Origin of the sequence: Bacteroides caecigallinarum, assembly GCF_021531075.1 — a bacterium.
Lineage (GTDB): Bacteria > Bacteroidota > Bacteroidia > Bacteroidales > Bacteroidaceae > Phocaeicola > Phocaeicola caecigallinarum_B.
In genome coordinates, this window is sequence record NZ_JADYTJ010000047.1 from 1 (window position 1) to 26947 (window position 26947).

Genomic DNA, 26947 nt, shown 5'->3' on the forward strand with positions numbered 1-26947 from the left:
TACTTTTGCTCATGGTTAAACTTTTAGTGTGGTGACTCAAAGATAACCAAAATAGGGCTGACTTCCAAAATCGGAGGACGGCCCTATCATTATAATGATGTATGAACTTTTAGCGGACAGTAATAATTTACTATTGGCTGATTTGTAAAAAACGAAAAACAAATAATAAAGATGCAGAAGATGTTTTGTAATTATTACAAGTTTGCCTAACTTTGATAAAAATATCAGACTTTATATCCATTTGTAAAAACATCTGCATATGAAATTCAGGATTATCATACTATCAGCGTTGTGTATTCTTTCGGCAGCCATATATGCACAGGAAGACAACTCAAAGTTGAGAAAAGACAGCCTGAAAGCCATAACTGATGAGGGTATCGGCATCCCGGAAATTTCACCTGTGAACAATGGTATGAAAAAGCCTGAAGTAAAGGTAGAAACTGAAGTACAACAGATGGAAATACAGGAAATAAAGCTCCGCCGCCCGTTCTACATGCCTTACCACACTAACCCCTCTCCTATGTTCTACGGTGATTACAGTACCGGGGGAATGATTACTCCAAATCTGTATGGTTACGGTTCACAATCAACTCTGCCGGGAATCGGAAGAATTAACGAAGCATCACTGATGTACCAATACAGCATAAACGATTATTGGGAGATACAGGCCGGAATGAATGCTACTAAGTTTAACTTTCCATTCAGTACAGGTCAAGCTTTCGGAACATCAGGTGCTGTAATATACAGGCCGAATGAAAAACTGAGTTTCAGAGCTTTCGGTTCTTATGCCCCGGCAAGCGCCTACGGATTTCAGATGAGTAGTTTCGGAGGAACTATAGGCTATGAGTTCAACGATAAATGGGGAATGGAAGTTGGTGCTGAGAGAATATACGACCCAATGAGAAGAAGATGGGACACACGCCCTGTAGCAATACCTTACTACAAGTTCAATAAAACAAAGATAGGACTGGACGTTGGAGGTATTCTTTACGAGGTTATAAGAAACGCCAAATTTAAAAATCAGGGCGGCAACCCTACGATAATGCCTGGAAGATAACCAACAAAGTAAGAACATACAATAAAAATTTATTTACAAACAACTAAAAAGACAAGATTATGCTAAGATTAAATGTATTTATCCAAGTATCAGAAGAAAACAAGGCTGAAGTGGAAAAAACAGCAAAAGAACTGGTAGCTGCATCACTGAAAGATGAAGGATGCATAGCATATGATTTATTCAAAAGTTCTACACGTGAAGATGTATATATGATTTGCGAAACATGGACTGACGAGGCTTCTCTGAAAGCTCATTCAGAAAGTGTACACTTCACTACGCTGGTTCCAAAGATTGAGAGCCTTGCGGCTATGAAACTTGAAAAATTCCAATTCTAAAATAATAACTTATAAGGCGATATTATCCCACTACAACGGGTAATATCGTCTTTTTTTCTCATAAAGATATGCAGTTCGACAACAAGGTATGTATAGTAACCGGGGGTAATGCCGGTATAGGCAGATGTATTGCAGAGAGTTTTAGCCGCGAAGGTGCGAGAGTATATGTCATAGACAGGGATATAGACCACGATACTGACGAAAATATCTTCTGCTATAAAGGAGATATTTCAGAGAAAGAAGTCTTGGAAAGCTTTGCCGCATGGGTATTGTCAAAGGAAGATAAAGTTGACTTTCTGATAAACAATGCGTGTCTGATGAACGGTGGTATATTAAGCGGATGCTCGTACGAAGATTTCATGTATGTGCAGAAAGTAGGTGTGGCTGCCCCTTACTGGCTGACAGCACTGTTCAAGGAACATTTCTCTAAAGGTGCATCCATAGTAAACATATCATCAAGCAGGGCATTCCAATCGCAAGCCGATACGGAAAGCTATACGGCAGCCAAAGGCGGTATAACAGCACTTACTCATGCACTTGCAGTGAGCCTAAGCGGTATTGCAAGAGTAAACTCCATTGCTCCAGGATGGATTGAGACCGCACGTTTCCACAAGGATACAGAAGTCCCGGAATATTCCGAATCCGACATCATGCAGCATCCTTCACAGCGCATAGGCGAGCCTGAAGACATTGCCAGGGCCGTAATGTTCCTTTGCGATGATAAGAACAGCTTCATCAACGGTACAAACATTACTATAGACGGGGGTATGGGCAGACTGATGGTATATCATAACGATAACGGTTGGAAATTTCAGTAAATATGGTAAATAAAACTGTAATAGATATAACATATTTACGGTTTTGATATAGTAACTTTGTATCAGTAATCTGAAACATCGTTTTATAATGAAAACTATATCAAAAAAAATAAACAAGTATATCCTTTACATAACATTTGTTACACCTTTTAATCTGTCTGCACAAAGCATAATAGACTCCACACGGGTTTATAACATCAATGAAGTGGTAGTGACAGGAAGCCGTAGCGAGACGGATGTACGCCATCTGTCACAAACTGTATCTGTAGTAGGTCGTGACCGCATAGAAAGTGCCATGCAGCCTTCATTACTTCCTGTACTTACAGAGCGGGTTCCCGGATTGTTTGTCACATCACGTGGCATTATAGGATATGGTGTGTCAAACGGTGCTGCCGGAGGTATATCAATGCGTGGTCTGAGCGGTGGCTCCGGACGACTGATGGTGATGATTGACGGTCATCCGCAGTATGCAGGTATCTTCGGTCATCCGATAGCCGATGCATATCAGTCATTTCTGGCAGAACGCGTAGAGGTACTCAGGGGTCCGGCCTCTGTTCTGTATGGTTCGAACGCTATGGGTGGTGTAGTTAATATCGTTACACGCAAAATGAATGAAGACGGAGTAAACACAAATCTGCATGCAGGTTATGGCTCATACAATACACTGGAGACAGAACTTACCAACCGTATCCGTAAAGGACGTTTCTCAAGCGTAATATCAGGTTCTTACAACCGTACTGACGGACACCGTGCAGATATGAATTTCGAACAATACGGCGGGTATGCAAAATTGGGCTATGAAATGACAGACAACTGGAATCTTAGAGGAGATGTCAACGTAACCCATTTCAACGCTTCATATCCCGGACCTGTGAGCTCTCCCCTATTAGATGGAGACCAGAGAATTACACGCGGAATGACTTCATTTGCAATAGAGAACAAATACGACAAGACTTCAGGAGCGGTAAGTTTCTTTTACAACTGGGGAGACCACTGGATTAATGACGGCTATACTCCATCCGAAGGTGAAGGACCACAGGACTACCGTTTCCTGTCATTCGACAAAATGATGGGTGTATCTGTTTACCAAAGTATGCAGTTCTTCAAAGGCAACCGCATCACTGCCGGATTCGATTGGTTTAATTACGGAGGACATGCATGGAATGAGTATATCAGCGGAGAAAAGGTCGGAACTACATCTGATCTGGTTGACAAGCAGGAAAATGAATTTGCAGGATACATTGATGTTCGTCAGGATATAAATACCTTTATCACAATAAATGCCGGAATCCGTGCCGACCATCACTCACGCATAGGAACAGAATGGGTTCCACAGGCAGGATTAGCTTTTCATCTTCCTAATAATATGGAACTGAAAGCATCCGCATCAAAAGGATTCCGCTATCCTATCCTTAGAGAAATGTATATGTTTCCACCACAGAATCCTGATTTGAAACCAGAGTCTATGTGGACCTACGAACTTGCATTCTCACAGCGACTTATGAACGGACGATTAAGTTATGGGGTGAACCTTTTCTATATAGACGGAAAGAATCTGATAATGACATTGCCCAATCCTAACGGCAGTGGAATGCTGAACCAGAACTCAGGCAAGATAGACAATACTGGTATCGAAGTACAGGCTGCCTACCGCATAAACAGACAATGGTCAGTTGACGGGAACTACAGTTATCTGCACATGAAAGAACCTGTGATTGCCGCACCGGAACACAAACTTTACGGAGGAGCAAACTTCTCACACGGACGCTGGAATGTGTCAACAGGCATACAGTACATAGCCGGACTTTACACGCAGACCGCACCTGTAAAAACTGAAGATTTCGTATTGTGGAATATAAGGGCCTCTTTCCGCACTACAAAATGGCTTGATATCTGGGTACGCGGTGAAAACCTGCTGGCACAAAAATATGAAATCAATGCCGGTTATCCTATGCCTAAGGCAACAGTTATGGGTGGGGTGAATATCAATTTCTAGACCAAATATAATTTATTCATGAGAACAAAGTTATTTTCACTTATTACATTATCGTTTTTAATTTTTCCGAATATGGCTAAATCACAGGTAAAAGTCCAGCAAACTGCAGGACATGATGTGTTGGGAGAATTCGCTCCTGAATTCGCACATCTTAATGACAATATCCTTTTTGGTGAAGTATGGAGCCGCAACGACTTGCTTTCCATGCGCGACCGTTCAATCGTCACCGTTGTAGCACTTATGTCGCAAGGTCTGACAGACTCGTCTTTCAGACATCATCTTGAATTCGCAAAAAAGAACGGAGTGACTAAAACTGAAATTGCAGAAATACTTACTCACGCAGCATTCTATGCTGGATGGCCTAAAGCATGGGCCGCATTCCGTATAGCAAAAGAAGTTTGGGCTGAGAATGCGGACAGCACAACAGATACATCGCTCGATGCATACGCACAGACAATTATCTTCCCTATAGGCAAACCTAACGATGCATACGCAAAGTATTTCGTAGGACAAAGCTACCTTGCACCTGTAGTTACTGAAGGTGTTCCTGTAGCCAATGTAACATTCGAGCCTGGCTGCCGTAATAACTGGCACATCCATAAAGCCAATAAAGGTGGAGGACAGACTCTTATCTGTGTAGGCGGACGTGGCTACTATCAGGAATGGGGCAAAGAGCCAATAGAAATGAATCCTGGCGACGTAATACATATCCCGGCAGGAGTAAAACACTGGCATGGAGCTGCTCCTGACAGCTGGTTCTCTCACCTTGCTATGGAAATTCCCGGCGAAGGAAGCAGTAATGAATGGCTCGAACCGGTAAATGACAAAGATTATTCAAAACTGAAATAACATGAGGACTTTAATAGTGATAATTATGAGTTTTTTTGCTTGAATCACTAATTAATATAATACAACAAAAACAGAATAAAATTTTGGGGCTGTGTCGTGCTTCACGACACAGCCCCAGTCTTATATGTTTTATCTTTCCGAAATCGGTTTGTAAGGAACTTCCTCAAGTACATTCTTGTATGCAGGACGGATGATACGGCGACCGTCGAAATGCAATTCCTCGATGCGGTGAGCTGTCCAGCCGACAATTCTCGCCATAGCAAACAGAGGAGTATATATCTCATGAGGCAATCCCATCATCTCGTATATGAATCCTGAATAAAAGTCAACATTTGAGCATACTTTCTTCTTGTCTCCCTTGACTTTCTTAAAACAAGCTATAGCACGTTTTTCTATCAACTCCAGAAAGGCAAATTCTTTTTCACAGCCTTTCTCTGCCACTAGTTCACTTGCCAGTTCCTTCAGTAGGACTGCACGCGGATCGGAAATAGTATATACGGCATGACCTATACCATATATCAGTCCGCTCTTATCGTAAGCCTCCTTATTCAGCATGCGGGTGAGGTAAGTATCTATCTCGTCAACATTAGTCCAGTCCGAAATGGCTTCTTTCAGATGATGGAACATATTTACAACCTGAATGTTTGCTCCACCATGCAACGGACCTTTGAGAGAACCGATTCCGGCTGCTATACTTGAATATGTATCGGTACGTGTTGAACTTGTTACTCTGACAGTAAATGTAGAGTTGTTACCACCACCATGCTCAGCCTGAAGAACCAGCAGAAGGTCTAGCATACGCGCTTCGAGAGGAGTGTAATCTTTCTTTATCATGTAAAGAAAATTCTCAGCCAACGAGAGTTTCTCATCCGGATAGCGGATATGCAATGAACGTCCGTGTGTACTGTGACGGTAGATGCTATATGCGTACGCTATGACTGTAGGGAATTTTGAAATAAGTTCGATAGACTGACGCATAAGATTGTCGCGCGAGATATCATCCGGATTAGGGTCGAATGTATACATTTCCAGAACGCTGCGGGCCAGGATATTCATTATATTATGACCTTCCAGGTCGATGATATTCATTGTAGTCTTCTTGTCAAGAGGCATGTTGTCGTTTATCAGTTCCTTGAAAGATGCCAGTTGTTCCTTGTCAGGGAGTTCGCCCGACAAAAGCAGATATGCAACCTCTTCGAATCCGAAACGTTTCTCTTTCAAAAGAGCATGAACAATGTCATCCAAATCATATCCTCTATAGAAAAGCTTTCCGGGAATTGCCTTCAAACCTTCTTCGGTTTTCTCGTATCCCACTACGTTACCTATCTTGGTTAGTCCTACAAGCACACCTGTTCCGTCTTCATTACGAAGTCCGCGCTTAACATTAAAACTCGTAAATAAACTGTTGTCTATTCTGCACGCTTGTTTAGCACATTCGGAAAGTTTGTAAACTATATATTCTTTTTTCATGTTCAGTTCGTTATAGTTGAATTATAGACTTTGTATTATTCTTTCAGTAAACTCTTCTGTACTCAAGACTTTACCGCCCGGCATAAATCTAGCCAAATCAATAGTTGCCTCAGAATTTTCAAAAACCTGTTCCAGGGCAGATGTTATAAGGTCGGCTGCCTCCTGCCATCCCAAATATTCAAGCATCATTACCGACGAGAGAAGAAGAGAACATGGGTTAACCATATTCTTGCCCGCAATATCAGGAGCTGTTCCGTGGGTAGCCTCGAAAATTGCATGACCGCTATTGTAGTTTATGTTTGCTCCCGGAGCAATACCAATACCGCCTACCATGGCAGCCAGCTGATCGGAAACATAGTCACCGTTAAGATTCAAAGTTGCAATAACAGAATAATCTTCCGGTTTCAGCAATGTATTCTGAAGGAAAGCATCTGCAATACAGTCTTTTATTATTACTTTTCCCTTGTTGATAGCCTCAGCCATGGCAGCCTTTGCAGATTCTTCTCCCAAATCTTTCTTCAACTGCTGATAATAGTTCATGGTGAATGTCTGTTCTGCAAACTCAGTTTCAGCCACTTCATATCCCCATTTCTTGAAACCACCTTCGGTGAACTTCATGATGTTTCCCTTATGAACAAGTGTTACCGACGGAAGTTTATGATCCAAGGCATATTGTATTGCAGAACGAACAAGACGTTTCGTACCTTCTACAGAGACAGGCTTTACTCCGAAAGACGAAGTTTCAGGGAATCTCACCTTGGTAACTTTCATCTCATTGTAAAGGAAATCATAGAATTTCTTTGCTTCAGGAGTACCCTGTTCCCATTCTATTCCGGCATATATATCTTCTGTATTCTCTCTGAAAATACACATATCAACTTTCTGAGGCTCCTTTAAAGGAGATACCACGCCTTTGAACCATCTTACAGGACGCAGACAAACATACAAGTCCAATGTCTGACGCAATGCAACGTTTAGCGAACGTATTCCGCCTCCTACTGGTGTAGTGAGCGGGCCCTTGATTCCTATAAGATATTCTCTGAATACATCCATAGTAGATTGCGGAAGCCACTCTCCCACCTGTTTATAGGCCTTTTCACCGGCCAGAAGCTCCATCCACTCTATAGAACGCTCGCCTTTGTAAGCTAATTTTACTGCCTCATTTACAATTTTCTGACAAGCCGGAGTAATTTCAGCTCCTACGCCATCACCTTCTATAAAAGGTATAGTAACATTTGAAGGTACTACAAGTTTACCTTCTTCCATACGTACTTTACTCATCGTCTAGTTTCTCCTATATTTGTTGTATATTGATTGTTATTTTCTAAAAGTATTAAGAGCAGAGCCAGCCTTGAACCATTCTATCTGCATTTCATTATATGTATGCATAGCTTCGAATGTATCCTGTGTTCCGTCTTCATGACTTAATACCACTTTCAGATTACGTCCCGGTGCAAATGCTTCAAGTCCCACGATTGAAATCTTGTCATGTTCCTGCACCTTGTCATAGTCATCCTTATCGGCAAAAGTCAATGCAAGCATACCTTGTTTCTTGAGGTTCGTTTCATGAATACGTGCAAAACTCTTTGCCAGGATAACCTTGACATTAAGGAATCGTGGTTCCATAGCTGCATGCTCACGGCTTGAACCTTCGCCATAATTTTCTTCGGCCACAACAATTGATGAAATGCCCTTAGACTTATATCCGCCAGCCACAGCCGACACTTCGCCATAACTTCCGTCTATCGAATTCCATACTTTATTTGTCTCTCCATTGAATGCATTCACAGCTCCCATCAGCATGTTTCTGGAAATATTCTCCAAATGTCCACGATAGCGAAGCCACGGACCTGCCATCGAGATATGGTCTGTAGTACACTTACCTTTTGTCTTGATAAGCAAAGGCATATCCAATAAATCCTTACCATCCCATGAAGCGAACGGCTGAAGTCTCTGCAGACGTTCAGATTTCGGGTCAATGATAACTTCAATATTGCATCCGTCTGCCGAAGGTGCTACATAACCATTATCATCAACTGTAAATCCTTTCACAGGAAGTTTATCTCCCGTAGGAGCATCCAGTTTTACCTGCTCACCTTTATCATTCAGCAAAGTATCTGTCATAGGATTAAAACACAAGTCTCCTGCTATGGCAAAAGCTGTAGCAATTTCAGGCGATGCTACAAAAGCATGTGTATTAGGATTACCGTCTGCACGTTTTGCAAAGTTTCTGTTGAATGAAGTAACAATAGAATTCGGTCTTGTAGGATCGTCTATCTCACGTTTCCACTGACCAATGCAAGGGCCACAGGCATTAGTCATAATTACAGCACCGGCATTCTCAAAATCGGTAATCATTCCGTCACGCTTTGATGTGCAGTACACAAGCTCCGAACCGGGGTTTACCAACAATGGTGATGCCATCTTCAGACCTTTGTCCTTTAATTGTCTAACCAACGAGGCTGCCCTTCCCAAATCCTGATATGACGAGTTAGTGCATGAACCGATAAGTCCTACCTCCATACGTTGAGGATAACCGTTTGCAATGACCTTATCTTTAAACTCAGATAACGGACATGCCGCATCCGGTGTAAACGGACCATTAAGATACGGTTCCAATGCAGACAAATCTATCTCAATAACTTTGTCGTAATATTTTTCAGGTGACGAAAGGACCTCATTATCAGCCTTCAGGTCGTCAGCAACTTTTAGAGCCATATCGGCTACTTCCTCACGTCCAGTAGCTCTGAGATATTCCACAATCTCATAATCGAAAGGAAAGACAGATGTAGTAGCTCCTACCTCTGCTCCCATATTACAGATAGTTGCTTTACCTGTAGCAGATATTGAAGAAGTACCTTCTCCGAAGTATTCTATTATGGCATTTGTACCACCCTTAACAGTAAGTATACCTGCCAGCTTCAGAATAACATCCTTTGGTGCAGCCCATCCGTTCAGTTTTCCTTTGAGATGTACACCTATTATTCTAGGCATTTTCAGTTCCCATTCCATACCGGTCATCACGTCAACTGCATCGGCACCTCCTACGCCTATTGCAATCATTCCAAGACCACCGGCATTTGGTGTATGCGAGTCGGTACCTACCATCATTCCTCCAGGGAAAGCATAGTTTTCCAGTACCACCTGATGTATAATTCCTGCTCCAGGCTTCCAAAAACCGATACCATATTTCGATGCTACACTCTTCAGAAAATCATATACTTCCTTATTGGTTGTCTGTGCTACAGGAAGATCGACAGAAGCACCTTTGTATGCCTGAATAAGATGATCGCAATGAACAGTGGCAGGCACAGCCGAAACATTCTTTCCGGCATTCATGAACTGAAGTAATGCCATTTGTGCTGTGGCATCCTGCATGGCTACCCTGTCCGGACGGAAGTTCACATAGTCCACTCCTCTTTCAAAACATTTCATTGAATTCGCATCGTAGAGGTGGCTATATAAAATCTTTTCTGCCAAAGTCAATGCCCTACCTAATTTTTTACGTGTATCCTGTACTTTACCATTATATGAAACATAGAATTGTTTCATCATTTCCAAATCATACATCATAATAACTAAACCCTATTTATTGTATAAATACCTTTTATATATTCTTTATCCTTTAAATTCAGCTATCAAAAGTCCACAAAAATCACACTTTTGATAAAAATTGCGCAATATTCGGTATTTTAACTGACATATGCAAGCAATATGCAATATTTAATTGATAAACGACATAATTTTCTATAGTTAAAGTACAAAAAGTTACATAAATATGCAAAAACTAAAAACACAAACCAATACTGACGAAAGCCGAATGCATCATTCCGGCTTTTGGCAATGAAAGTTTACCACCCTCGATTGTAATATTCCTACTTCCTCCATAAATATCAAAATCAGAGATAGTATAGCCTACGGAAAAGACTATTCTTTCATCCATTTCAAACGATACAGCTGTACGTGCATGGTAATACAACTTCCTAGCACCAGTGTTTGTAACCTCTTCCCTTTTTATCGCAGTCCATGCTCCCGGTTGGTTAGGATAATAATCAACAGTGAATCTTCTGTCGGAAGGAAGAGGAATTGTCAGTCCGGGCGAAACAGAAAGATAGAGTGCGTAATCTTTGTCTCTACCAATCCACAATTTGGGAGAATTCAGACGTAAGGCTGGACGTAAGGCTAAAAAGTAACTTACTGAATTGTCATTAGTTTCACTCCACCTCAATTGTTTGTTGACAGCAACTCCACCTAAAGATTTGGACGGGTACGGAGAAGTAAACACCAAACCTGCCGTCAAACCTAAATAGTCTATAGGCATAAAAGTAACTGAAGGTTCAACCTCCAAGGAACTTTGACTGGTCAATGCTCCGTTGAGTTCAACTTGCCAGAAGCGTTTCTCCACTCTATCTTGTGAATAAAGTGAAACAATACTCCACGAAAGGGAAATAGCGATAAAAAATCTTACAATCTGTGTTTTAAGGATATTCATAAACAAACTTTTTATTATATTTTAGTCAAATCTAAAATGCGACGTCAGAATAAGCTCAAAAAAGTCTGAAAAAAACGACCTGTCATTTTATTTAAAACTTGCCCGCGTTTTAGTCCAAATGCGGGCAAGTTTTATTTTAAGCTTCAGAGCCTCCTGATTCAAAATACAAAAATATAGTTTTTCATCGTAACTGCATAAGCATACCAATGTACATCCATCCACCAAACAACTACTAATTTTCAACACTTTAGACAAAAAGATGATGTACATCTACAATTATGTAAACTAACCCCCGAATACAAATCAACAATCAAGACATCAAACCATATGATAAAACAACTTTAAAAAGTAGAAAAAAGTAAATTATTATCCGTTTTTTCAATCTTTTGTTTAACTTTGCGTCCGAAGTAAAGACAAAGGGGTGCCCCAAAAACAAACCCGGGCTGAGATTATACCCTATGAACCTGATGCGGTTAATACCGACGAAGGGATTGTCCTCAAAAAAGACATCCGTCATAAGATATTCTCTCAAACTGTAATTCTCACATTCTCTTTGTGTTTGCTTTGACTAACACTTTAAAACCTGTCATTTATGAAAATAAAAGTAAACAACAAAGAGACCGAACTCACTCAGGGCAATAATGTCGCATCGCTTGCACAACAGCTCGAACTTCCACAGCAGGGAGTGGCAGTTGCTATTAACAACCGTATGATACCTCGCAGCCAGTGGGCTGAACAGGAAATCAAGGAAGGCGACAGTCTTGTTATAATAAAAGCAGCTTGCGGAGGATAATGACATGGATATAAAAGCATTCAAACTTCAGTTCATCACTCATTTCACCGAACAGTATTCTTACTTGGATTCAGCACGTATGGCTCTCGAAGGCGGTTGCCGATGGGTTCAGCTGCGCATGAAAGACGTTTCCGACGAGGAAGTGGAAGCCATTGCCGTTAAGGTCAAGGAACTATGCAGACAATACAGTGCGAAATTCATCATAGACGACCGTGTGGAGCTCGTCAAGAAACTGAAAGCTAATGGTGTACATCTTGGAAAGAATGACATGCCTATAGCTGAAGCAAGAAGAATATTGGGAAATGAATTCATTATAGGTGGAACAGCCAATACTTTCGATGACGTTAAGGCTCATTACCTTTCTGGAGCCGACTATATAGGATGCGGTCCGTTCCGTTTCACAACTACCAAGAAGAAATTAAGTCCGATATTAGGTCTTGAGGGCTACCGTTCCATCACCAGTCAGATGAAAGCTGAAGGAATCAACATACCGATAGTTGCAATAGGCGGTATCACGATTGACGACATTCCTGAAGTAATGCAAACCGGAGTGACAGGCATCGCACTGAGCGGAACTATACTCAGGGCTGAAAATCCGGTGGAAGAAACCGGTAGGATAAAATCACTTATCGAAAATTGCTGAGTTTAAATAGCATTTAAGCACTGTTTAAACACTATTTAAACACCATTTAAAATTAAAGGATCAATAAAATATTAATTATCTAAATATGGAAAAACTTATTATTGCAGGTCGTGAATTCGAATCCCGCCTTTTCCTGGGAACAGGAAAATTCAACTCAAACCAGCAGATGGAAGAAGCCATCCTGGCATCCGGCACAGAAATGGTGACTGTTGCCATGAAACGTATCGAACTCGATGACAAGGAAGACGACATGTTGCGCCATATCGTTCATCCTCATATACAGCTGTTGCCAAACACTTCGGGAGTGCGTACAGCAGAAGAAGCTGTCTTCGCAGCACAGATGGCCCGTGAGGCATTCGGAACTAACTGGCTGAAACTGGAAATTCATCCGGACCCTCGCTACCTGTTGCCGGACTCAACAGAAACACTTAAGGCTACTGAAGAACTGGTAAAACTGGGTTTCGTAGTCCTTCCTTACTGTCAGGCCGACCCTACACTCTGTAAACGTCTGGAAGAGGCTGGTGCTGCTACTGTGATGCCTCTTGCTGCTCCTATAGGTACAAACAAGGGATTGCAGACTCGCGATTTCCTCCGTATAATCATCGAACAGAGCAACGTTCCTGTAGTAGTTGATGCAGGTATCGGTGCTCCAAGTCATGCTGCCGAAGCTATGGAAATGGGTGCGGCAGCCTGTCTTGTAAACACAGCAATCGCCGTTGCGGGTAATCCTGTAGAAATGGCTATAGCATTCAAGGAAGCTGTCATTGCCGGCCGCCGTGCTTACGAAGCAGGGTTGGGAATTCAGGCTGACAACCTTGTTGCTTCAGCTTCATCTCCTTTAACTTCATTCTTAAACGAATAAACTCAACAATTTACATGGACCAGGAAAAAGATAAAAAAGCATACGCCCATGCAGAAAAAGCCTACATGCAAGGCACTATGTTCCCTTTCATTAAAGTAGGTATGCAGAAAGTAAACCTCACTCCTACTGTCAACATCGTTGACGGTGAGAAAGTGATGACACCGAACGCCCCTGTATATATATATGATACAAGCGGGCCTTTCAGCGATCCCAATATAGAGATTGATCTGAAGAAAGGATTGCCACGTATGCGTGAAAGCTGGATTACATCACGCGGTGATGTGGAGCAGTTACCATCAATCACTTCAGAATACGGAAAGATGCGCCGTGACGACAAGTCGCTCGACCATCTCCGCTTCGAACATATCGCATTGCCATATCGCGCAAAGGAAGGTAAATGCTGCACTCAGATGTACTATGCCAAGCAGGGTATCGTAACTCCGGAAATGGAATATGTTGCCATCCGCGAAAATATGAACTGCCGCGAACTTGGTATCGAAACATATATCACTCCGGAATTTGTGCGTGACGAGATTGCTGCCGGACGTGCCGTATTGCCTGCAAATATCAATCACCCGGAATCGGAACCTATGATTATAGGACGCAACTTCCTTGTGAAAATAAATACCAACATCGGTAACTCTGCCACTACTTCAAGCATCGACGAAGAAGTGGACAAGGCTGTATGGAGTTGCAAATGGGGTGGAGACACACTGATGGACCTTTCTACAGGTGCAAACATCCACGAGACTCGCGAATGGATTGTACGCAACTGCCCTGTTCCGGTAGGTACTGTGCCTATCTATCAGGCTTTGGAGAAAGTAAACGGCAAGGTGGAAGACCTTAACTGGGAGATTTATAAGGATACACTGATAGAACAGTGCGAACAGGGTGTCGACTACTTCACTATCCATGCCGGGATACGTCTGCACAATGTACATCTTGCCGACAAACGTCTTTGCGGTATCGTGAGCCGTGGCGGAAGTATCATGAGCAAGTGGTGCAAGATATATAATAAGGAGTCATTCCTTTATGAACATTTCGACGAAATTTGTGATATCCTCGCACAGTATGACGTAGCTGTTTCATTGGGTGACGGTCTCCGTCCTGGCTCAATCTACGATGCCAACGACGAGGCACAGTTTGCAGAACTTGACACACTGGGAGAACTCGTACTCCGCGCATGGAACAAGAATGTTCAGGCATTCATCGAAGGACCTGGACATGTACCTTTGCACAAGATACAGGAAAATATGGAACGCCAGATCAAGTCATGCCACAATGCTCCGTTCTACACACTCGGCCCGCTTGTAACAGATATCGCTCCGGGTTACGACCACATAACATCGGCTATCGGTGCAGCTCAGATAGGATGGTTAGGTACTGCAATGCTTTGCTATGTGACTCCTAAGGAACACCTCGGCCTGCCTAACCGCGAGGATGTACGCACAGGTGTCATCACATACAAGATTGCAGCTCATGCCGCCGATCTTGCAAAAGGACATCCTGGAGCACAGATTCGCGACAACGCACTGAGCAAGGCCCGCTACGAATTCCGCTGGCGCGACCAGTTCCATCTTTCACTGGATCCTGACCGTGCCCTTGAATATTTCAACGAAGGACGTCACACAGACGGTGAATACTGTACTATGTGCGGCCCTAACTTCTGTGCGATGAAATTAAGTCGCGATTTAAAGAATATATAAGTTGTTAGTTTTTAGTTGTTAGTTTTTAGATATGAATACCAGCGATTATAAAAGTTTAGAAGTATGGAGAAAATCTATTCTTCTATGTAAAGAAGTATATCTTCTAACACGAAAGCTACCCAAAGAAGAAACTTATGTTCTATCAGACCAAATGCGTAGAGCTGCCATATCAATAGCATCAAACATAGCAGAAGGGCAAGGAAGAGAATCTAAAAAAGTATTTTTAAAATTCCTTTCTATTTCAAGGGGCTCTCTGTGTGAATTAGAAACACAATGTATAATTGCAATAGAAATTGGATTGCTAAACAATGAAGATGTATCAGAAATACTGTCTTTGTGTTCTGAAATAGGCAAAATGATTAGGGCATTAGCCAACTATTTATCCAAGCAACTGGAAATGAATAACTAAAAACTAACAACATAGAACTAACAACTAAAAACCAACAACTAAAAACTAATAGAATGTTTTCAGACGAACTTGAAAAAATAAGCTGGGAGGAGACGACCAAAGCCATCTACTCCAAGACCGAAGCAGACGTAATACGTGCTCTCGGTAAAAGTCGCTGCGACGTGGATGACTTTATGGCACTCATCTCGCCTGCTGCCGAAAAATATCTTGAACCGATGGCGCGACTCAGCAAGAAATATACTGAGGAACGTTTCGGACGTACAATGTCTATGTTTATACCTTTGTATATAACAAATTCATGTACAAACTCATGCGTGTACTGCGGATTCCATATCAGCAACCCTATGGCACGCACCATACTTACACTAGAGGAAATAGAGAACGAATACAAAGCCATAAAGAAACTCGGTCCTTTCGAAAATCTGCTTATAGTAACAGGTGAGAATCCGGCTAAGGCAGGTGTTCCATACATAGCAAAGGCTCTGGATCTGGCAAAACCTTATTTCTCCAATCTTAAGATTGAGGTAATGCCTTTAAAGACTGAGGAATATGCCGAGCTGGTGACACACGGTCTGAACGGAGTTATCTGTTTCCAGGAAACATACAACAAAGCCAGATACAATATCTACCATCCAAGAGGTATGAAATCGAAATTCGAATGGCGTGTAAACGGTTTTGACCGTATGGGACAGGCAGGTGTTCACTCCATCGGTATGGGCGTACTTATCGGACTGGAAGACTGGCGTACAGACGTAACCATGATGGCATATCACCTACGCTATCTGCAGAAACATTACTGGAAGACAAAATACAGCGTAAATTTCCCGCGTATGCGTCCGGCAGAAAACGAAGGTTTCCAGCCTAATGTCATCATGAGTGACAAGGAGCTGGCCCAGGTTACTTTCGCCATGCGTATATTCGACCACGATGTAGATATCTCCTACTCTACACGCGAGCCGGCATATATCCGCGACAACATGGCTTCACTAGGCGTTACAACCATGAGCGCGGAAAGCAAAACTGAACCGGGAGGATATTATTCATACCCTCAGGCTCTGGAACAGTTCCATATCAGCGACGACCGCACCGCCGTGGAAATGGAAAAAGCTCTCAAGTCATTAGGACGCGAACCAGTATGGAAGGACTGGGACGCATCATTCGACTGCATAAAGACAGGAAAAGCTGTCTGAACAAGCATATTCAGTACCAGCGGTATCGGTATAAACAATATATGATGCTGCCGGTATTTTTATACTTAAGCATAAAAATGGAAAGATACAACAGACAAATCATTCTGCCGGAATTGGGTGAAAGCGGACAGGAAAAACTAAAGAACGCAAAGGTACTTATTGTAGGTGTTGGCGGTCTTGGTTCGCCTATAGCATTATATCTTACAGGAGCCGGAGTGGGAAACATAGGCCTTATAGACGATGATGTGGTAAGCGAAAGCAATCTGCAAAGGCAAGTTCTGTATTCAGAAGCCGAAGTCGGTCTACCTAAAGCTATACAGGCACAGAAAAAACTGAATGCTCTGAACAGTCAGATTAAAATAGAAGCATATAACACCCGGCTGACCAAAGAGAACGCCGAAGAGATAATCGGCAAATACGATATAGTCGTTGATGGTTGCGATAATTTCATGACACGCTACATCATAAACGATACCTGTGTCAAACTGGGGAAAACGTACGTTTACGGTGCAATAAGAGCTTTCGACGGGCAAGTATCGGTATTCAACTATCAGAATGGGAAAAACTATCGCGACCTGTTTCCCGATGAGGAAGAAATGCTATCAATGCCAGCCCCTCCAAAAGGAGTGATTGGAGTAACCCCGGGTCTGGTCGGCTGCGTGCAGGCAAACGAAGTTATCAAGATAATTTGTGATTTTGGCGAAACTCTTTCAGGCAAACTATGGTATATAGACCTGAAAACACTGCAAACAAATACGATTTTATTATAAACATTAGGAATATTACGATTTGGTTACTAACTTTGCACTCAGATTTAGTGGTACACACATGAAACTGATATTGATAACAACTCCAGAATATTTTGTAGAGGAGGACCAAATACTAAATGCACTCTTCGAAGAAGGGTTAGACATATTACATCTTCGCAAACCCAGAACAGAAGCGGTTTACGCAGAAAGACTGCTAACACTCATCCCGGAAAAATATCATAAGAAAATAGTTATACATGACCATTTCTACTTATGTAATGAATATAAGTTGAAAGGTATTCATCTGAACAGCCGCAATCCTATTGCACCGGACAATTACTCCGGACATATCAGTGCTTCTTGTCATACTCTTGAAGAAGTATTGGAAGACAAGAAGACTTGCGACTATGTGTTCCTAAGTCCGATATTCGACAGTATTTCAAAAGAAGGTTATTCTTCAAAATTCACTCCCGAAGCCATACGCGAAGCAGTAAAAGCCGATATTATCGACAAGAAAGTCATAGCATTGGGAGGTATAGATGAAGAAAATATACTCAGAGTGAAAGATTTCGGATTCGGAGGCGCAGCAATTATGGGAGGACTTTGGTCCAAATTCAACCATAGTCTTGACAACAATTATCAAGAACTTATAGACCATTTCAGAAAGTTAAAACGACTTGCCGACTAAATACTTATTGTATTTTTACTGCAAAACGTTTGACATACTTACATAAATGGTATAACTTTGCAAACAAATCAAGGCAATATATCTATTTACAATGAACGTACAATCACCTTTTAAAGTATTCTCAGGTACAAACTCGAGATACTTGGCAGAAAAAATCTGCAACAGTTTAGGATGCGAACTTGGTAACATGAAGATTACTCACTTTGCTGACGGAGAGTTCGCGGTGTCTTATGAAGAATCAATCCGTGGTCAGCATGTGTTCATAGTACAGTCTACATTCCCGAACTCAGACAATCTTATGGAGTTGCTCCTTATGATTGATGCTGCTAAACGTGCTTCTGCAAAGAGCATTATCGCCGTAATTCCTTATTTCGGATGGGCTCGTCAGGACCGTAAAGACAAACCACGTGTTTCAATAGGTGCAAAATTGGTTGCAGACCTGTTAAGCGTAGCTGGCATTGACCGTCTGATTACAATGGATCTTCATGCAGACCAGATTCAGGGTTTCTTCGATATTCCTGTAGACCACTTGTATGCATCTACAATCTTCGCTCCATACATTCAGTCATTGAATCTGGAAAATCTTGTAATCGCTACTCCTGACGTTGGTGGTTCTAAGCGTGCAAGTACATACGCCAAGTTCCTTGATGTTCCATTGGTTCTTTGCCACAAGACTCGTGAAAAAGCAAATGTTGTAGCTTCAATGCAGATTATCGGTGACGTAAAAGGAAAAGATGTTGTTCTTATTGACGACATGGTTGATACAGCAGGTACTATCACTAAGGCTGCCGACATCATGAAAGAAGCCGGAGCAAACTCAGTAAGAGCTATCGCTTCACACTGCGTTATGTCAGGTCCTGCTTCTGAACGTGTACAGAACTCTCAGTTGGAAGAAATCGTATTCACAGACAGTATTCCTTATGCAAACCGTTGTGCTAAGGTTAAACAGCTTTCAATTGCAGACATGTTCGCTGAAACTATCCGTCGCGTGATGACTAACGAATCAATCAGCTCACAGTATTTGATTCCTTAATATTCATCGCACTATAAGAATATAAAGCGAAGAATCATAAAGCCTAATATAACTGGCTTATTGTGGTTCTTCGCTTTCTTTTGTAATAATTACTTACTCTCATTTCGATATATGAAATTACTCTGGTTGGATCTAAACAGTTCGTATGCACATTCATCACTCGCTTTGCCGGCTCTGCATGCCCAAATGAAAGATGACAAGAGCATCGCATGGGTTAAAATTTCGGCAACCATAAACGAAAATCCCGGGATGGTGGCAGAACAAATCTATAAACACAAGCCTGATATTGTAGCATCTACATGCTGGCTCTTCAACCACGAAGCGTTACTGCATATCACTTGCCGTGTGAAATCGCTGCTTCCACAATGCAGGATTATCCTCGGAGGTCCGGAGTTTCTGGGTAACAACAAAAAGTTTCTAACAACTAACGACTTCATAGAAGGTGTATTCAGAGGTGAAGGTGAAACAGGATTCAAGCAGTGGATGAAGCATTTCGACAATAAGGAGGAATGGAAGAATATTTCCGGTCTGTGCTATGTGGATGATAATGGAGAATACCACGACAACGGTATGGCCAGAGTAACGGATTTCACAGCACTAGAATATCCTGAAAAAAGCGAACTGTTCAACTGGGACAAACCTTTCGTACAACTGGAGACTACAAGAGGCTGCTTCAACACCTGTGCATTCTGTGTAAGCGGTGGCGACAAACCCGTACGAAATCTAAGTATAGACACCATCAGAGAAAGAATAGAAATCATTCACAGTCACGGAATCAAGAACATAAGAGTGCTGGACCGTACTTTCAACTACAACACCCGCTATGCAAAAGCATTGCTATCCCTGTTCCGTGAATACCCGGATATAAATTTCCATCTTGAAATACATCCGGCATTACTTTCAGAGGAACTGAAAGCAGAATTGAGATCAATGCCCAAAGGACTTCTGCATCTTGAGGCCGGAATACAAAGCCTGAGAGAAATAGTACTGACCACAAGCCGTCGCGCCGGAAAACTTGAAGATGCGATGAAAGGGCTGAAGTTCCTATGCTCACTGGAGAATATGGAAACACATGCAGACCTTATAGCAGGACTGCCCCACTATCATCTGAGCGAGATATTCGGAGACGTTCGTACTCTTGCCGGACTTAATGCAGGAGAAATACAGCTGGAATCACTGAAACTGCTTCCCGGAACTGAAATGAGAAGAAGAGCGGAAAAGCTTGGAATAAGATATTCTCCCCTACCTCCATACGAAGTACTAGAGACAAACGATATTACATCTGACGAACTTCAGACAGCCAGACTCCTTTCACGGCTTTTGGACGGTTTCTACAATGCCAAGGCATGGCAGGAACTGACACGACGACTGATAGTGGAAAACGACGACTTCCTGTATCGTTTCCTTGAACATCTTACAAACATCGGAGTGATAGACCAGCCTATGGGACTGGAAAGAAGAGGAATAATTCTTTACAAGTTCTGCAAGAGTAATTATCCGCAATACACACTGTCCGCCACTCAGGCATGGATAGAGGCAGGAATGTCGCTCAAGAAAGAACCTGCAGAAGCGATAAGGACAAAACATGTCACACCTCCAGATTCATGGGAAGTCGTATACGGAACATACGACGAACGTCTGCGTCTGTGCAAGTTGCCTGTTGATGACAACGACCATTATATATGGTATGCCTTCAATCCTGACGAACAGGGAGGCGTCCCTATATTCAAGGCAACAAACTGATATACAATCAAAGAGCCGTTCTACACATCACGCGTATAGAACGGCTCTCTGTTATTTTTATAGTGTCATGTTATTCTTCTTTCTTCTCCTCGTAAGGAATACGGTAGGCTGTATATAGTTCAAGCACAGCTGCTACACTCAGGCATAAAATCCATTCGTTATGATGCCAGACAATCATCATCACACCTGCTATAACAAGCAGCATAGCCCCTATCAACTGCTGACGTTTCAACCGTCTGAGAACTATATTCTTGCCAAAGTATCTTCCTGTCTTTGCCTGAATCCACCCGAACATCAGTGCCCCTACAATGTAAATATAAGGTGCATATTCAAACTTTACGAACTGCAATATCAGTCCAACAAACAACACCACAGCACCAGCAACAGCTATTATATTATCCAGTTTATTCATCTTCCAAATCCTGCTCAAAAATAAATATATCTTCGTTTTCCTTCTTCATCATGTATTTTTCGCGCGCCACTTTCTCCAGTGCCTCCGGGTCAGTAGATATTTCTTTCAGTAGTTTGCTATCCTCTTCAAACTGTTTTCTGTAGTGGCGTATCTCTGTGTTCAGCCTGTTTATTTCCCTACGGTGAGCCAGACGCTGTATCCAACTGTTTTCATCAAGGACACCAATTATCAGCACAAACACAGCCAAAGTGACACCGTATTTGTGAAGACACACAAAATTCCATATATTTTCAAGTTTCTCTTTCATGACAAGAAGATTTTATCGATGCAAATATAAGAATAAATGCTGTAAGCCCCAATTCTTTGATACAGCATAATGAATTGTCGGCAGAAATAATTATCTTTGTCAATACTTTTAAAACAAGAAAAACTAATCCTGATTATGGACAACTATATTGTATCAGCACGTAAATACCGCCCAGCCACTTTCGATACTGTCATCGGGCAGCGCGCGCTTACCACAACACTGAAGAATGCCATCGCCAACAACAAACTGGCACATGCCTATCTTTTCTGCGGACCGCGAGGGGTAGGAAAAACCACATGCGCACGTATTTTCGCAAAGACCATAAACTGTCTGTCACCCAATTCGGATGGCGAGGCTTGCAACGAATGTGAATCATGTAAGGCATTCAACGAACAGCGTTCATACAATATCCATGAACTGGATGCCGCCTCAAACAACTCTGTGGAAGATATCCGCTCACTCATAGAGCAGGTACGAATCCCGCCACAAATAGGCAAATACAAGGTTTACATCATAGACGAGGTGCACATGTTGTCAACTGCTGCCTTCAATGCTTTTCTGAAGACTCTTGAAGAACCGCCTCATCATGCAATATTCATCCTTGCCACTACGGAGAAACATAAGATTCTGCCTACCATCCTGAGCCGATGCCAGATATACGACTTCAGCCGCATCAGTGTGACCGATACTGTAGAACATCTGCAAAACGTGGCACAGAAAGAAGGCATAGACGTTGAACCTGAGGCACTGACCGTAATAGCGCAAAAAGCTGACGGCGGTATGCGCGACGCTTTGTCTATCTTCGACCAGGTGACGAGTTTCTCCAACGGACATATCACTTACAAGAGCGTCATAGAGAACCTTAACGTACTCGACTACGAATATTATTTCAAACTTACAGACTATATTCTGGAAAACAAAGTCTCGGAATGTATGCTTCTGTTCAACGAGGTACTGAAGAAAGGATTCGACGGTAATCACTTCATCACCGGACTAAGCTCACACTTCCGCGACCTGCTTGTGAGCCGAGACGAACAGACACTCCAGCTTCTGGAAGTAGGCGCATCCATCAGAGAAAGATATAAGACCCAGGCACAGAAATGCGAACAGAAGTTCCTTTACAAAGCTATGAAGCTGTGCAATGACTGCGACCTGAACTACAGACAGAGTAAAAACAAACGTCTGTTGGTTGAACTTACTCTGATACAGCTGGCACAGATAACATCCGAAGAAGATGACATCAGTAATGGGCGTAGCCCTAAAGTGATAAAACCTATCTTCAACCAGCAGACTGCTCCGGCAGCAACACAGCAACAACCAGTAGCCCAGCAACCTGCACAAGTTCAGAACGTACAGCAACCGGTACAGCAGAACACTTCAGAATCTCAACCACAATACGGCAATAACCCTGCACAACAGCAGGTACATAAACTACCCGACGGATTGAAAGTTACCCAGGAAAAGAAAATACCTGTTGTCAAAGCAGGAATACTAGGTCCGTCAATAAAGAAAAGACCACAACATCAGGAAGAAGCTGCCGCACAGAAACCTGCAGCACAAGTCCAGCAGGCAGAAAAGGAATGGGAAGACTACGATGTGTATGAGAAAGACCTGAACTACTACTGGAGAGAATTTGCAACCCGTCTTCCTAAAGAAGAAGCTGCAAATGCAGGACGAATGATGAACATGTCGCCGAAACTTCTTGACGACCAGACTACATTCGAAGTGGCGGTAGATAACGAAATGGTTCAGAAATATATGCTGCAACTGGCACCACAGATAGAGAATCACTTGAGGGAACAGCTTCACAACAGAAAAATCAAGATGACTGTACGCGTAAGTGCAGCCGATGAGAATATCAGAGCATACAGCCATGTGGAACGTTTCCAGATGATGAGCAAGAAGAATCCTAATCTTCTGAAACTGAAAGAAGAGTTCGGACTGGAGTTATCATAGAAACAAACACTTATAAAACGAAACAGCTTCATAAACATTCAACTCAGATTGATAGTTTATGAAGCTGTTTCTTTTTGGTTTATGCAATAAAATTACAAATCGTGATTGCGCATACGATACTCAGCCAGTTCCTCATATTTCGTTCCCGGACGGCCGTAGTTGCAGTATGGATAAATCGAGATACCTCCGCGCGGAGTGAATATACCTGTCACCTCGATATACTTAGGGTCCATCAGTTTGATAAGGTCCTTCATGATTATATTCACGCAGTCCTCATGAAAGTCACCGTGATTTCTGAAACTGAACAGATAGAGTTTCAGACTCTTGCTTTCCACCATCTTCACGTCAGGCAGATAATTAATACGGATTTCAGCAAAGTCCGGCTGTCCGGTGATAGGGCAAAGACTTGTAAACTCAGGGCAGTTGAAACGTACCCAGTAATCATTCTCAGGATGCTTGTTCACGAAAGACTCAAGCACCTCCGGGGCATAGTCCTGACGATAAACAGTGTTACCGCCAAGGAGCGTCAATTCATCTTTTCTTTCCATTATATTAAAATGTCACAACTTTTTTATCGTCACACGTTCGTGTTACACGCGTTACACGTACGCGTCACAGCCGTCACACGAACGTGCAACGAGCGTAACACCTACGTGTAACACCAATATTTGCCTGTCGTTTCTATAAAAACGACTAAGCACATGATTTTACTTGTTTTTAGAGCTAAGATATTTCTCCAGTCCCTCACGACGCAACTTGCATGCCGGACAATGTCCGCATCCGTCGCCTTGCACGCCATTATAACAAGTCAGAGTTTCGTTTCTTATCAGATCAAGCACTCCAAGCTCGTCTGCCAAAGCCCATGTCTGCGCCTTGTCAATCCACATCAGAGGAGTGTGAATAACGAACTGCTCATCCATAGCAAGGTTAAGAGTGACGTTAAGCGACTTGATAAACGAGTCCCTGCAGTCGGGATAACCGCTGAAGTCTGTCTGCGATACACCTGTCACCAGATGATTGATACCGTGCTCGCGTGCGTAAACTGCAGCTATACTGAGGAAGAACAGGTTTCTTCCCGGCACGAAAGTATTAGGGAAAGAGCCTTCCGGTTTTTCCTCGTCCATCACTATTGAAGTATCAGTAAGAGAATTCTTGCCAAGATGACCGATGAACGATACATCCATTGCGTGAAAATGCACCCCTGCCTTTTCGGCAATTCCTCTCGCCAGTTCCACCTCTTTCACATGTTTCTGACCATAGATGAAACTAAGCGCATAAACTTCCTTGAAATGTTTCTTTGCCCAGAACAGGCAAGTAGTAGAATCCTGGCCGCCACTGAAAACTACAAGTGCGGCCTCCTTATTCATTGTCATAATCAAATCTCCTTAATTTTCAGTACATTATACGAGATATTCTCATCATACACATCACAATCGTCCACACGCTTGATGTAGTTCACCACCCTGATAGTCACAGGGAGAATAATGATTTCATACAGCGTTTTCAGGACTACCTGCACCGCCATCATCTTCAGCAGTTCGTTCACCGGCATCAGTCCGCCGAATGCCAGCGGGAAGAAGATGATTGAATCTGCACCCTCGCCGGCCAAAGTTGAAACAATAGCGCGGGCAGAGAAATTCTTACCTTTTGAAGCAATCTTCATCTTGCTCATAACGAAAGCGTTGATGAACGAGCCTACAAGGAAAGCAGTCAGACTGGCAGCCGCGATACGCGGAGCAAGACCGAACACGAAATCGAATGCCTGTTCGCCTTCCCAGAAAGGAGCCGCAGGAAGAGCCACTGCCACTTTACCGAGGGCTACGACCATGAAGTTCATAAGGAACCCCATCCAGATGATAAGACGCGCCTTGCGGAAGCCCCATACTTCGGCAATACAGTCATTGATAATGTAAGAGATTGGGAAAACTATCAGTCCGGCAGTAACGGAAATCGGACCGAGCTGTACGACTTTGGCCTCTAAAAGATTGGCTGCCACGAGGCAGACACAAAACACAATACCCAAGACCATGAAAGGTACTGATACGAGATTTTCTTTTTTCATCGTTCCTGTTTTTTACGTGGTGTTCTAGAATACACGGCCGCTATTCACGGCATCGCATGTTAATGATCTCTGTTTTTTTTAATTCGGGCGCAAAAATACATAGTATTTGCGATATATGCAAGAAAAAGTTATATTTAAAGAACCCCAGCAATCTTTCTTTTAGAATTTGTTATTTCACGAATCATAAAAATAAATATCTCCCTTTAATTCGCAAAATTGCTAATTAAAGAGAAAAATATTTTCCTTAAATAAAAGATAAACGCAGGAACAATATAGGAATACAACCTTCATTTAATCTTGTTTAATAGACTTTATCCCTTCTAACTGTTTTATAAAGATAAACACCTGCATCCCGTCTTCACGGGTAAAATTAGTCAACTGTTCTAATGCCTTGACATAACCTATCGAATTTTCACGGATGTTCTCTATGATTTCTGTATCTGTACTTCCGTCCGATTTTTCCGATGTGCGAATAATCATATCTTGCGTAATGTTTGACCCATTAAAATAACGAGAGGCCTGTGCCATAGCCTTGACAGATGCAACACGGTTCAAAATAGACTCGGTTTTGTACTTTGTTTTGTCTAATGCCAATACTGATATAAGGTAGGCATGGTCATAATCATCTACTGCACGAACACCTTCAAAAGGAGCGCTATTATACATGCGTACCAAGAAATTGGTAAACGATACTTTATCGCTATTATAGCTTTGGGCCTGAATGCCCAAAGCTATAATGAATAAATTTAATAAAATGAATCCACGTTTCATATTAAACAGACAGTAGATATATTTGATTTATAATTTTATTGGCATCTCTATCATTAGCTTCCTCCATTGAAATGGAAGTATCACAAAGAGTTTTATGTATCAACATAGAACATTCATAAGTTTCCATTTTACGTAATGGCGTCACAAACCTATCATTACAAGCACACAAAAAGACATCACATCCTTTTTCAGCATATTCATCTATTTTAGCAACGATTTCACGGGCATAATCTCCCATGGAAAAAATACCAATTTTTAAACCTTTATATAACAAAACACATAAACAATCTGGTTCGTAAGCTGTTTCTTTTTCAATCATTTGTGATTCTTTTAACAGGACATCAAGGACTTTCTTTATCGTTGTGGTCTTTCCACAATTACCCTTGCCTTTCAGCATTAATATTTTCATTGTTTTCATCTTATCATTGTTTTTGATTCAACTTTAAAACTTGATATTTTATTAACTTCACTTAAAGGAATTCTAATAGTCACTGAACAGTACCCCACCTTATCTCCTATTTGTCTACATTGTTTTAGTGTTTTAAATGCAGATAAATATGGCAATGTTTTTTTGTAATACGTTAAAGGTGAAAATCTGTATTCATA

28 protein-coding genes and 1 riboswitch are annotated in these 26947 nt (G+C 42.1%); of the genes, 16 read left to right on the forward strand and 12 right to left on the reverse strand.

Going from position 1 to position 26947, the window contains the following annotated elements; translation table 11 throughout:
- Window positions 1-259 precede the first annotated feature (259 nt).
- From I6E11_RS11655 to I6E11_RS11675, 5 genes are all read left to right on the forward strand, one after another.
- A complete protein-coding gene (locus I6E11_RS11655) occupies window positions 260-1057 on the forward strand; it encodes a hypothetical protein (protein WP_235338175.1) in 798 nt (265 codons plus the stop codon).
- A 59-nt stretch (window positions 1058-1116) separates the two neighbouring features.
- A complete protein-coding gene (locus I6E11_RS11660) occupies window positions 1117-1392 on the forward strand; it encodes a putative quinol monooxygenase (RefSeq protein WP_235338176.1) in 276 nt (91 codons plus the stop codon).
- 68 nt (window positions 1393-1460) lie between these two features.
- Window positions 1461-2210, forward strand: a complete 750-nt coding sequence (locus I6E11_RS11665) for an SDR family oxidoreductase (RefSeq protein ID WP_235338177.1) — start codon at window positions 1461-1463, stop codon at window positions 2208-2210.
- Between the two features lie 88 nt (window positions 2211-2298).
- Complete coding sequence (locus tag I6E11_RS11670; protein WP_235338178.1) at window positions 2299-4206, forward strand: TonB-dependent receptor; 1908 nt, start codon at window positions 2299-2301, stop codon at window positions 4204-4206.
- Window positions 4207-4224: 18 nt separating this feature from the next.
- Window positions 4225-5055 carry a carboxymuconolactone decarboxylase family protein gene (locus I6E11_RS11675; RefSeq protein ID WP_235338179.1) on the forward strand — a complete coding sequence of 277 codons (831 nt, stop codon included), beginning with the start codon at window positions 4225-4227 and terminating at the stop codon, window positions 5053-5055.
- A gap of 129 nt (window positions 5056-5184) precedes the next feature.
- On the opposite strand, the gene I6E11_RS11680 is transcribed toward I6E11_RS11675, so the two are convergent.
- The 4 genes from I6E11_RS11680 to I6E11_RS11695 form a co-directional block, all read right to left on the reverse strand.
- Window positions 5185-6525 (reverse strand): citrate/2-methylcitrate synthase, encoded by a 1341-nt coding sequence (locus I6E11_RS11680; RefSeq protein WP_235338180.1) that lies wholly within the window; start codon window positions 6523-6525, stop codon window positions 5185-5187.
- 21 nt (window positions 6526-6546) lie between these two features.
- Complete coding sequence (gene icd / locus I6E11_RS11685; RefSeq protein ID WP_235338181.1) at window positions 6547-7806, reverse strand: NADP-dependent isocitrate dehydrogenase; 1260 nt, start codon at window positions 7804-7806, stop codon at window positions 6547-6549.
- Window positions 7807-7842: 36 nt separating this feature from the next.
- Entirely contained in the window at window positions 7843-10098 is a 2256-nt protein-coding gene (locus I6E11_RS11690) for an aconitate hydratase (protein ID WP_235338182.1), read from the reverse strand.
- A gap of 214 nt (window positions 10099-10312) precedes the next feature.
- Window positions 10313-11017, reverse strand: a complete 705-nt coding sequence (locus I6E11_RS11695; protein ID WP_235338183.1) for a hypothetical protein — start codon at window positions 11015-11017, stop codon at window positions 10313-10315.
- 407 nt (window positions 11018-11424) lie between these two features.
- Window positions 11425-11525: riboswitch (TPP riboswitch) on the forward strand.
- Window positions 11526-11609: 84 nt separating this feature from the next.
- Here I6E11_RS11695 and thiS point away from each other — a divergent pair.
- From thiS to I6E11_RS11745, 10 genes are all read left to right on the forward strand, one after another.
- Window positions 11610-11810, forward strand: a complete 201-nt coding sequence (gene thiS, locus I6E11_RS11700) for a sulfur carrier protein ThiS (RefSeq protein WP_235338184.1) — start codon at window positions 11610-11612, stop codon at window positions 11808-11810.
- A 4-nt stretch (window positions 11811-11814) separates the two neighbouring features.
- On the forward strand, window positions 11815-12453 hold the full coding sequence (locus I6E11_RS11705; protein ID WP_235338185.1) for a thiamine phosphate synthase: 639 nt from the start codon (window positions 11815-11817) through the stop codon (window positions 12451-12453).
- Between the two features lie 85 nt (window positions 12454-12538).
- Window positions 12539-13315: a thiazole synthase gene (locus I6E11_RS11710; protein WP_235338186.1), complete on the forward strand. Its 777-nt coding sequence runs from the start codon at window positions 12539-12541 to the stop codon at window positions 13313-13315.
- Between the two features lie 14 nt (window positions 13316-13329).
- Window positions 13330-15021 carry a phosphomethylpyrimidine synthase ThiC gene (gene thiC, locus I6E11_RS11715; protein ID WP_204402387.1) on the forward strand — a complete coding sequence of 564 codons (1692 nt, stop codon included), beginning with the start codon at window positions 13330-13332 and terminating at the stop codon, window positions 15019-15021.
- 31 nt (window positions 15022-15052) lie between these two features.
- Window positions 15053-15430, forward strand: a complete 378-nt coding sequence (locus tag I6E11_RS11720; RefSeq protein ID WP_235338187.1) for a four helix bundle protein — start codon at window positions 15053-15055, stop codon at window positions 15428-15430.
- A gap of 53 nt (window positions 15431-15483) precedes the next feature.
- Window positions 15484-16620 (forward strand): 2-iminoacetate synthase ThiH, encoded by a 1137-nt coding sequence (gene thiH / locus I6E11_RS11725; RefSeq protein WP_235338188.1) that lies wholly within the window; start codon window positions 15484-15486, stop codon window positions 16618-16620.
- Between the two features lie 77 nt (window positions 16621-16697).
- Window positions 16698-17390: a HesA/MoeB/ThiF family protein gene (locus I6E11_RS11730; RefSeq protein ID WP_235338189.1), complete on the forward strand. Its 693-nt coding sequence runs from the start codon at window positions 16698-16700 to the stop codon at window positions 17388-17390.
- A 58-nt stretch (window positions 17391-17448) separates the two neighbouring features.
- Window positions 17449-18057, forward strand: a complete 609-nt coding sequence (locus I6E11_RS11735) for a thiamine phosphate synthase (protein WP_235338190.1) — start codon at window positions 17449-17451, stop codon at window positions 18055-18057.
- 91 nt (window positions 18058-18148) lie between these two features.
- Window positions 18149-19090: a ribose-phosphate pyrophosphokinase gene (locus tag I6E11_RS11740; RefSeq protein ID WP_235338191.1), complete on the forward strand. Its 942-nt coding sequence runs from the start codon at window positions 18149-18151 to the stop codon at window positions 19088-19090.
- A gap of 111 nt (window positions 19091-19201) precedes the next feature.
- A complete protein-coding gene (locus I6E11_RS11745; protein ID WP_235338192.1) occupies window positions 19202-20833 on the forward strand; it encodes a B12-binding domain-containing radical SAM protein in 1632 nt (543 codons plus the stop codon).
- A 70-nt stretch (window positions 20834-20903) separates the two neighbouring features.
- Here I6E11_RS11745 and I6E11_RS11750 read toward each other — a convergent pair whose 3' ends face one another.
- Together I6E11_RS11750 and I6E11_RS11755 are read right to left on the reverse strand one after the other, a co-directional pair.
- Window positions 20904-21245 (reverse strand): hypothetical protein, encoded by a 342-nt coding sequence (locus tag I6E11_RS11750; RefSeq protein WP_204402398.1) that lies wholly within the window; start codon window positions 21243-21245, stop codon window positions 20904-20906.
- Window positions 21238-21552 carry an FtsB family cell division protein gene (locus I6E11_RS11755; RefSeq protein WP_235338193.1) on the reverse strand — a complete coding sequence of 105 codons (315 nt, stop codon included), beginning with the start codon at window positions 21550-21552 and terminating at the stop codon, window positions 21238-21240. Before I6E11_RS11755 ends, I6E11_RS11750 begins: the two co-directional genes overlap by 8 nt.
- A 135-nt stretch (window positions 21553-21687) precedes the next feature.
- Between I6E11_RS11755 and I6E11_RS11760 the strand changes: the two genes are divergently transcribed.
- Complete coding sequence (locus tag I6E11_RS11760) at window positions 21688-23508, forward strand: DNA polymerase III subunit gamma/tau (protein ID WP_235338194.1); 1821 nt, start codon at window positions 21688-21690, stop codon at window positions 23506-23508.
- 92 nt (window positions 23509-23600) lie between these two features.
- Here I6E11_RS11760 and queF read toward each other — a convergent pair whose 3' ends face one another.
- The 6 genes from queF to I6E11_RS11790 form a co-directional block, all read right to left on the reverse strand.
- A complete protein-coding gene (queF, locus tag I6E11_RS11765) occupies window positions 23601-24056 on the reverse strand; it encodes a preQ(1) synthase (protein ID WP_235338195.1) in 456 nt (151 codons plus the stop codon).
- Window positions 24057-24215: 159 nt separating this feature from the next.
- A complete protein-coding gene (gene queC / locus I6E11_RS11770) occupies window positions 24216-24875 on the reverse strand; it encodes a 7-cyano-7-deazaguanine synthase QueC (protein ID WP_235338200.1) in 660 nt (219 codons plus the stop codon).
- An 8-nt stretch (window positions 24876-24883) separates the two neighbouring features.
- The gene (locus tag I6E11_RS11775) at window positions 24884-25570 is read right to left on the reverse strand and encodes a queuosine precursor transporter (protein WP_235338196.1); all 687 of its coding nucleotides are present in this window, start codon (window positions 25568-25570) and stop codon (window positions 24884-24886) included.
- 291 nt (window positions 25571-25861) lie between these two features.
- Window positions 25862-26341: a hypothetical protein gene (locus I6E11_RS11780; protein WP_235338197.1), complete on the reverse strand. Its 480-nt coding sequence runs from the start codon at window positions 26339-26341 to the stop codon at window positions 25862-25864.
- 1 nt (window position 26342) lies between these two features.
- Window positions 26343-26759, reverse strand: coding sequence for a hypothetical protein (locus tag I6E11_RS11785; protein ID WP_235338198.1), 417 nt, complete (start codon window positions 26757-26759; stop codon window positions 26343-26345).
- Window positions 26756-26947, reverse strand: a 192-nt coding sequence (locus I6E11_RS11790; RefSeq protein ID WP_235338199.1) for a hypothetical protein, incomplete at its 5' end; no start/stop codon positions are given. The genes I6E11_RS11790 and I6E11_RS11785, both read right to left, overlap by 4 nt.

Excerpts from the sequence above, each read along its gene's own strand:
- I6E11_RS11730 (WP_235338189.1), top strand. The coding sequence starts at position 16,698 with ATGGAAAGATACAACAGACAAATCATTCTGCCGGAATTGGGTGAAAGC.
- I6E11_RS11680 (WP_235338180.1), bottom strand. The coding sequence starts at position 6,525 with ATGAAAAAAGAATATATAGTTTACAAACTTTCCGAATGTGCTAAACAA.
- I6E11_RS11655 (WP_235338175.1), top strand. The coding sequence starts at position 260 with ATGAAATTCAGGATTATCATACTATCAGCGTTGTGTATTCTTTCGGCA.
- queF (WP_235338195.1), bottom strand. The coding sequence starts at position 24,056 with ATGGAAAGAAAAGATGAATTGACGCTCCTTGGCGGTAACACTGTTTAT.
- I6E11_RS11675 (WP_235338179.1), top strand. The coding sequence starts at position 4,225 with ATGAGAACAAAGTTATTTTCACTTATTACATTATCGTTTTTAATTTTT.
- I6E11_RS11660 (WP_235338176.1), top strand. The coding sequence starts at position 1,117 with ATGCTAAGATTAAATGTATTTATCCAAGTATCAGAAGAAAACAAGGCT.
- I6E11_RS11780 (WP_235338197.1), bottom strand. The coding sequence starts at position 26,341 with ATGAAACGTGGATTCATTTTATTAAATTTATTCATTATAGCTTTGGGC.
- I6E11_RS11735 (WP_235338190.1), top strand. The coding sequence starts at position 17,449 with ATGAAACTGATATTGATAACAACTCCAGAATATTTTGTAGAGGAGGAC.
- I6E11_RS11755 (WP_235338193.1), bottom strand. The coding sequence starts at position 21,552 with ATGAAAGAGAAACTTGAAAATATATGGAATTTTGTGTGTCTTCACAAA.
- I6E11_RS11705 (WP_235338185.1), top strand. The coding sequence starts at position 11,815 with ATGGATATAAAAGCATTCAAACTTCAGTTCATCACTCATTTCACCGAA.
- I6E11_RS11760 (WP_235338194.1), top strand. The coding sequence starts at position 21,688 with ATGGACAACTATATTGTATCAGCACGTAAATACCGCCCAGCCACTTTC.
- thiC (WP_204402387.1), top strand. The coding sequence starts at position 13,330 with ATGGACCAGGAAAAAGATAAAAAAGCATACGCCCATGCAGAAAAAGCC.
- thiS (WP_235338184.1), top strand. The coding sequence starts at position 11,610 with ATGAAAATAAAAGTAAACAACAAAGAGACCGAACTCACTCAGGGCAAT.
- I6E11_RS11665 (WP_235338177.1), top strand. The coding sequence starts at position 1,461 with ATGCAGTTCGACAACAAGGTATGTATAGTAACCGGGGGTAATGCCGGT.
- I6E11_RS11690 (WP_235338182.1), bottom strand. The coding sequence starts at position 10,098 with ATGATGTATGATTTGGAAATGATGAAACAATTCTATGTTTCATATAAT.
- I6E11_RS11745 (WP_235338192.1), top strand. The coding sequence starts at position 19,202 with ATGAAATTACTCTGGTTGGATCTAAACAGTTCGTATGCACATTCATCA.
- I6E11_RS11740 (WP_235338191.1), top strand. The coding sequence starts at position 18,149 with ATGAACGTACAATCACCTTTTAAAGTATTCTCAGGTACAAACTCGAGA.
- thiH (WP_235338188.1), top strand. The coding sequence starts at position 15,484 with ATGTTTTCAGACGAACTTGAAAAAATAAGCTGGGAGGAGACGACCAAA.
- I6E11_RS11670 (WP_235338178.1), top strand. The coding sequence starts at position 2,299 with ATGAAAACTATATCAAAAAAAATAAACAAGTATATCCTTTACATAACA.
- I6E11_RS11750 (WP_204402398.1), bottom strand. The coding sequence starts at position 21,245 with ATGAATAAACTGGATAATATAATAGCTGTTGCTGGTGCTGTGGTGTTG.
- I6E11_RS11785 (WP_235338198.1), bottom strand. The coding sequence starts at position 26,759 with ATGAAAACAATGAAAATATTAATGCTGAAAGGCAAGGGTAATTGTGGA.
- queC (WP_235338200.1), bottom strand. The coding sequence starts at position 24,875 with ATGAATAAGGAGGCCGCACTTGTAGTTTTCAGTGGCGGCCAGGATTCT.
- icd (WP_235338181.1), bottom strand. The coding sequence starts at position 7,806 with ATGAGTAAAGTACGTATGGAAGAAGGTAAACTTGTAGTACCTTCAAAT.
- I6E11_RS11720 (WP_235338187.1), top strand. The coding sequence starts at position 15,053 with ATGAATACCAGCGATTATAAAAGTTTAGAAGTATGGAGAAAATCTATT.
- I6E11_RS11695 (WP_235338183.1), bottom strand. The coding sequence starts at position 11,017 with ATGAATATCCTTAAAACACAGATTGTAAGATTTTTTATCGCTATTTCC.
- I6E11_RS11775 (WP_235338196.1), bottom strand. The coding sequence starts at position 25,570 with ATGAAAAAAGAAAATCTCGTATCAGTACCTTTCATGGTCTTGGGTATT.
- I6E11_RS11710 (WP_235338186.1), top strand. The coding sequence starts at position 12,539 with ATGGAAAAACTTATTATTGCAGGTCGTGAATTCGAATCCCGCCTTTTC.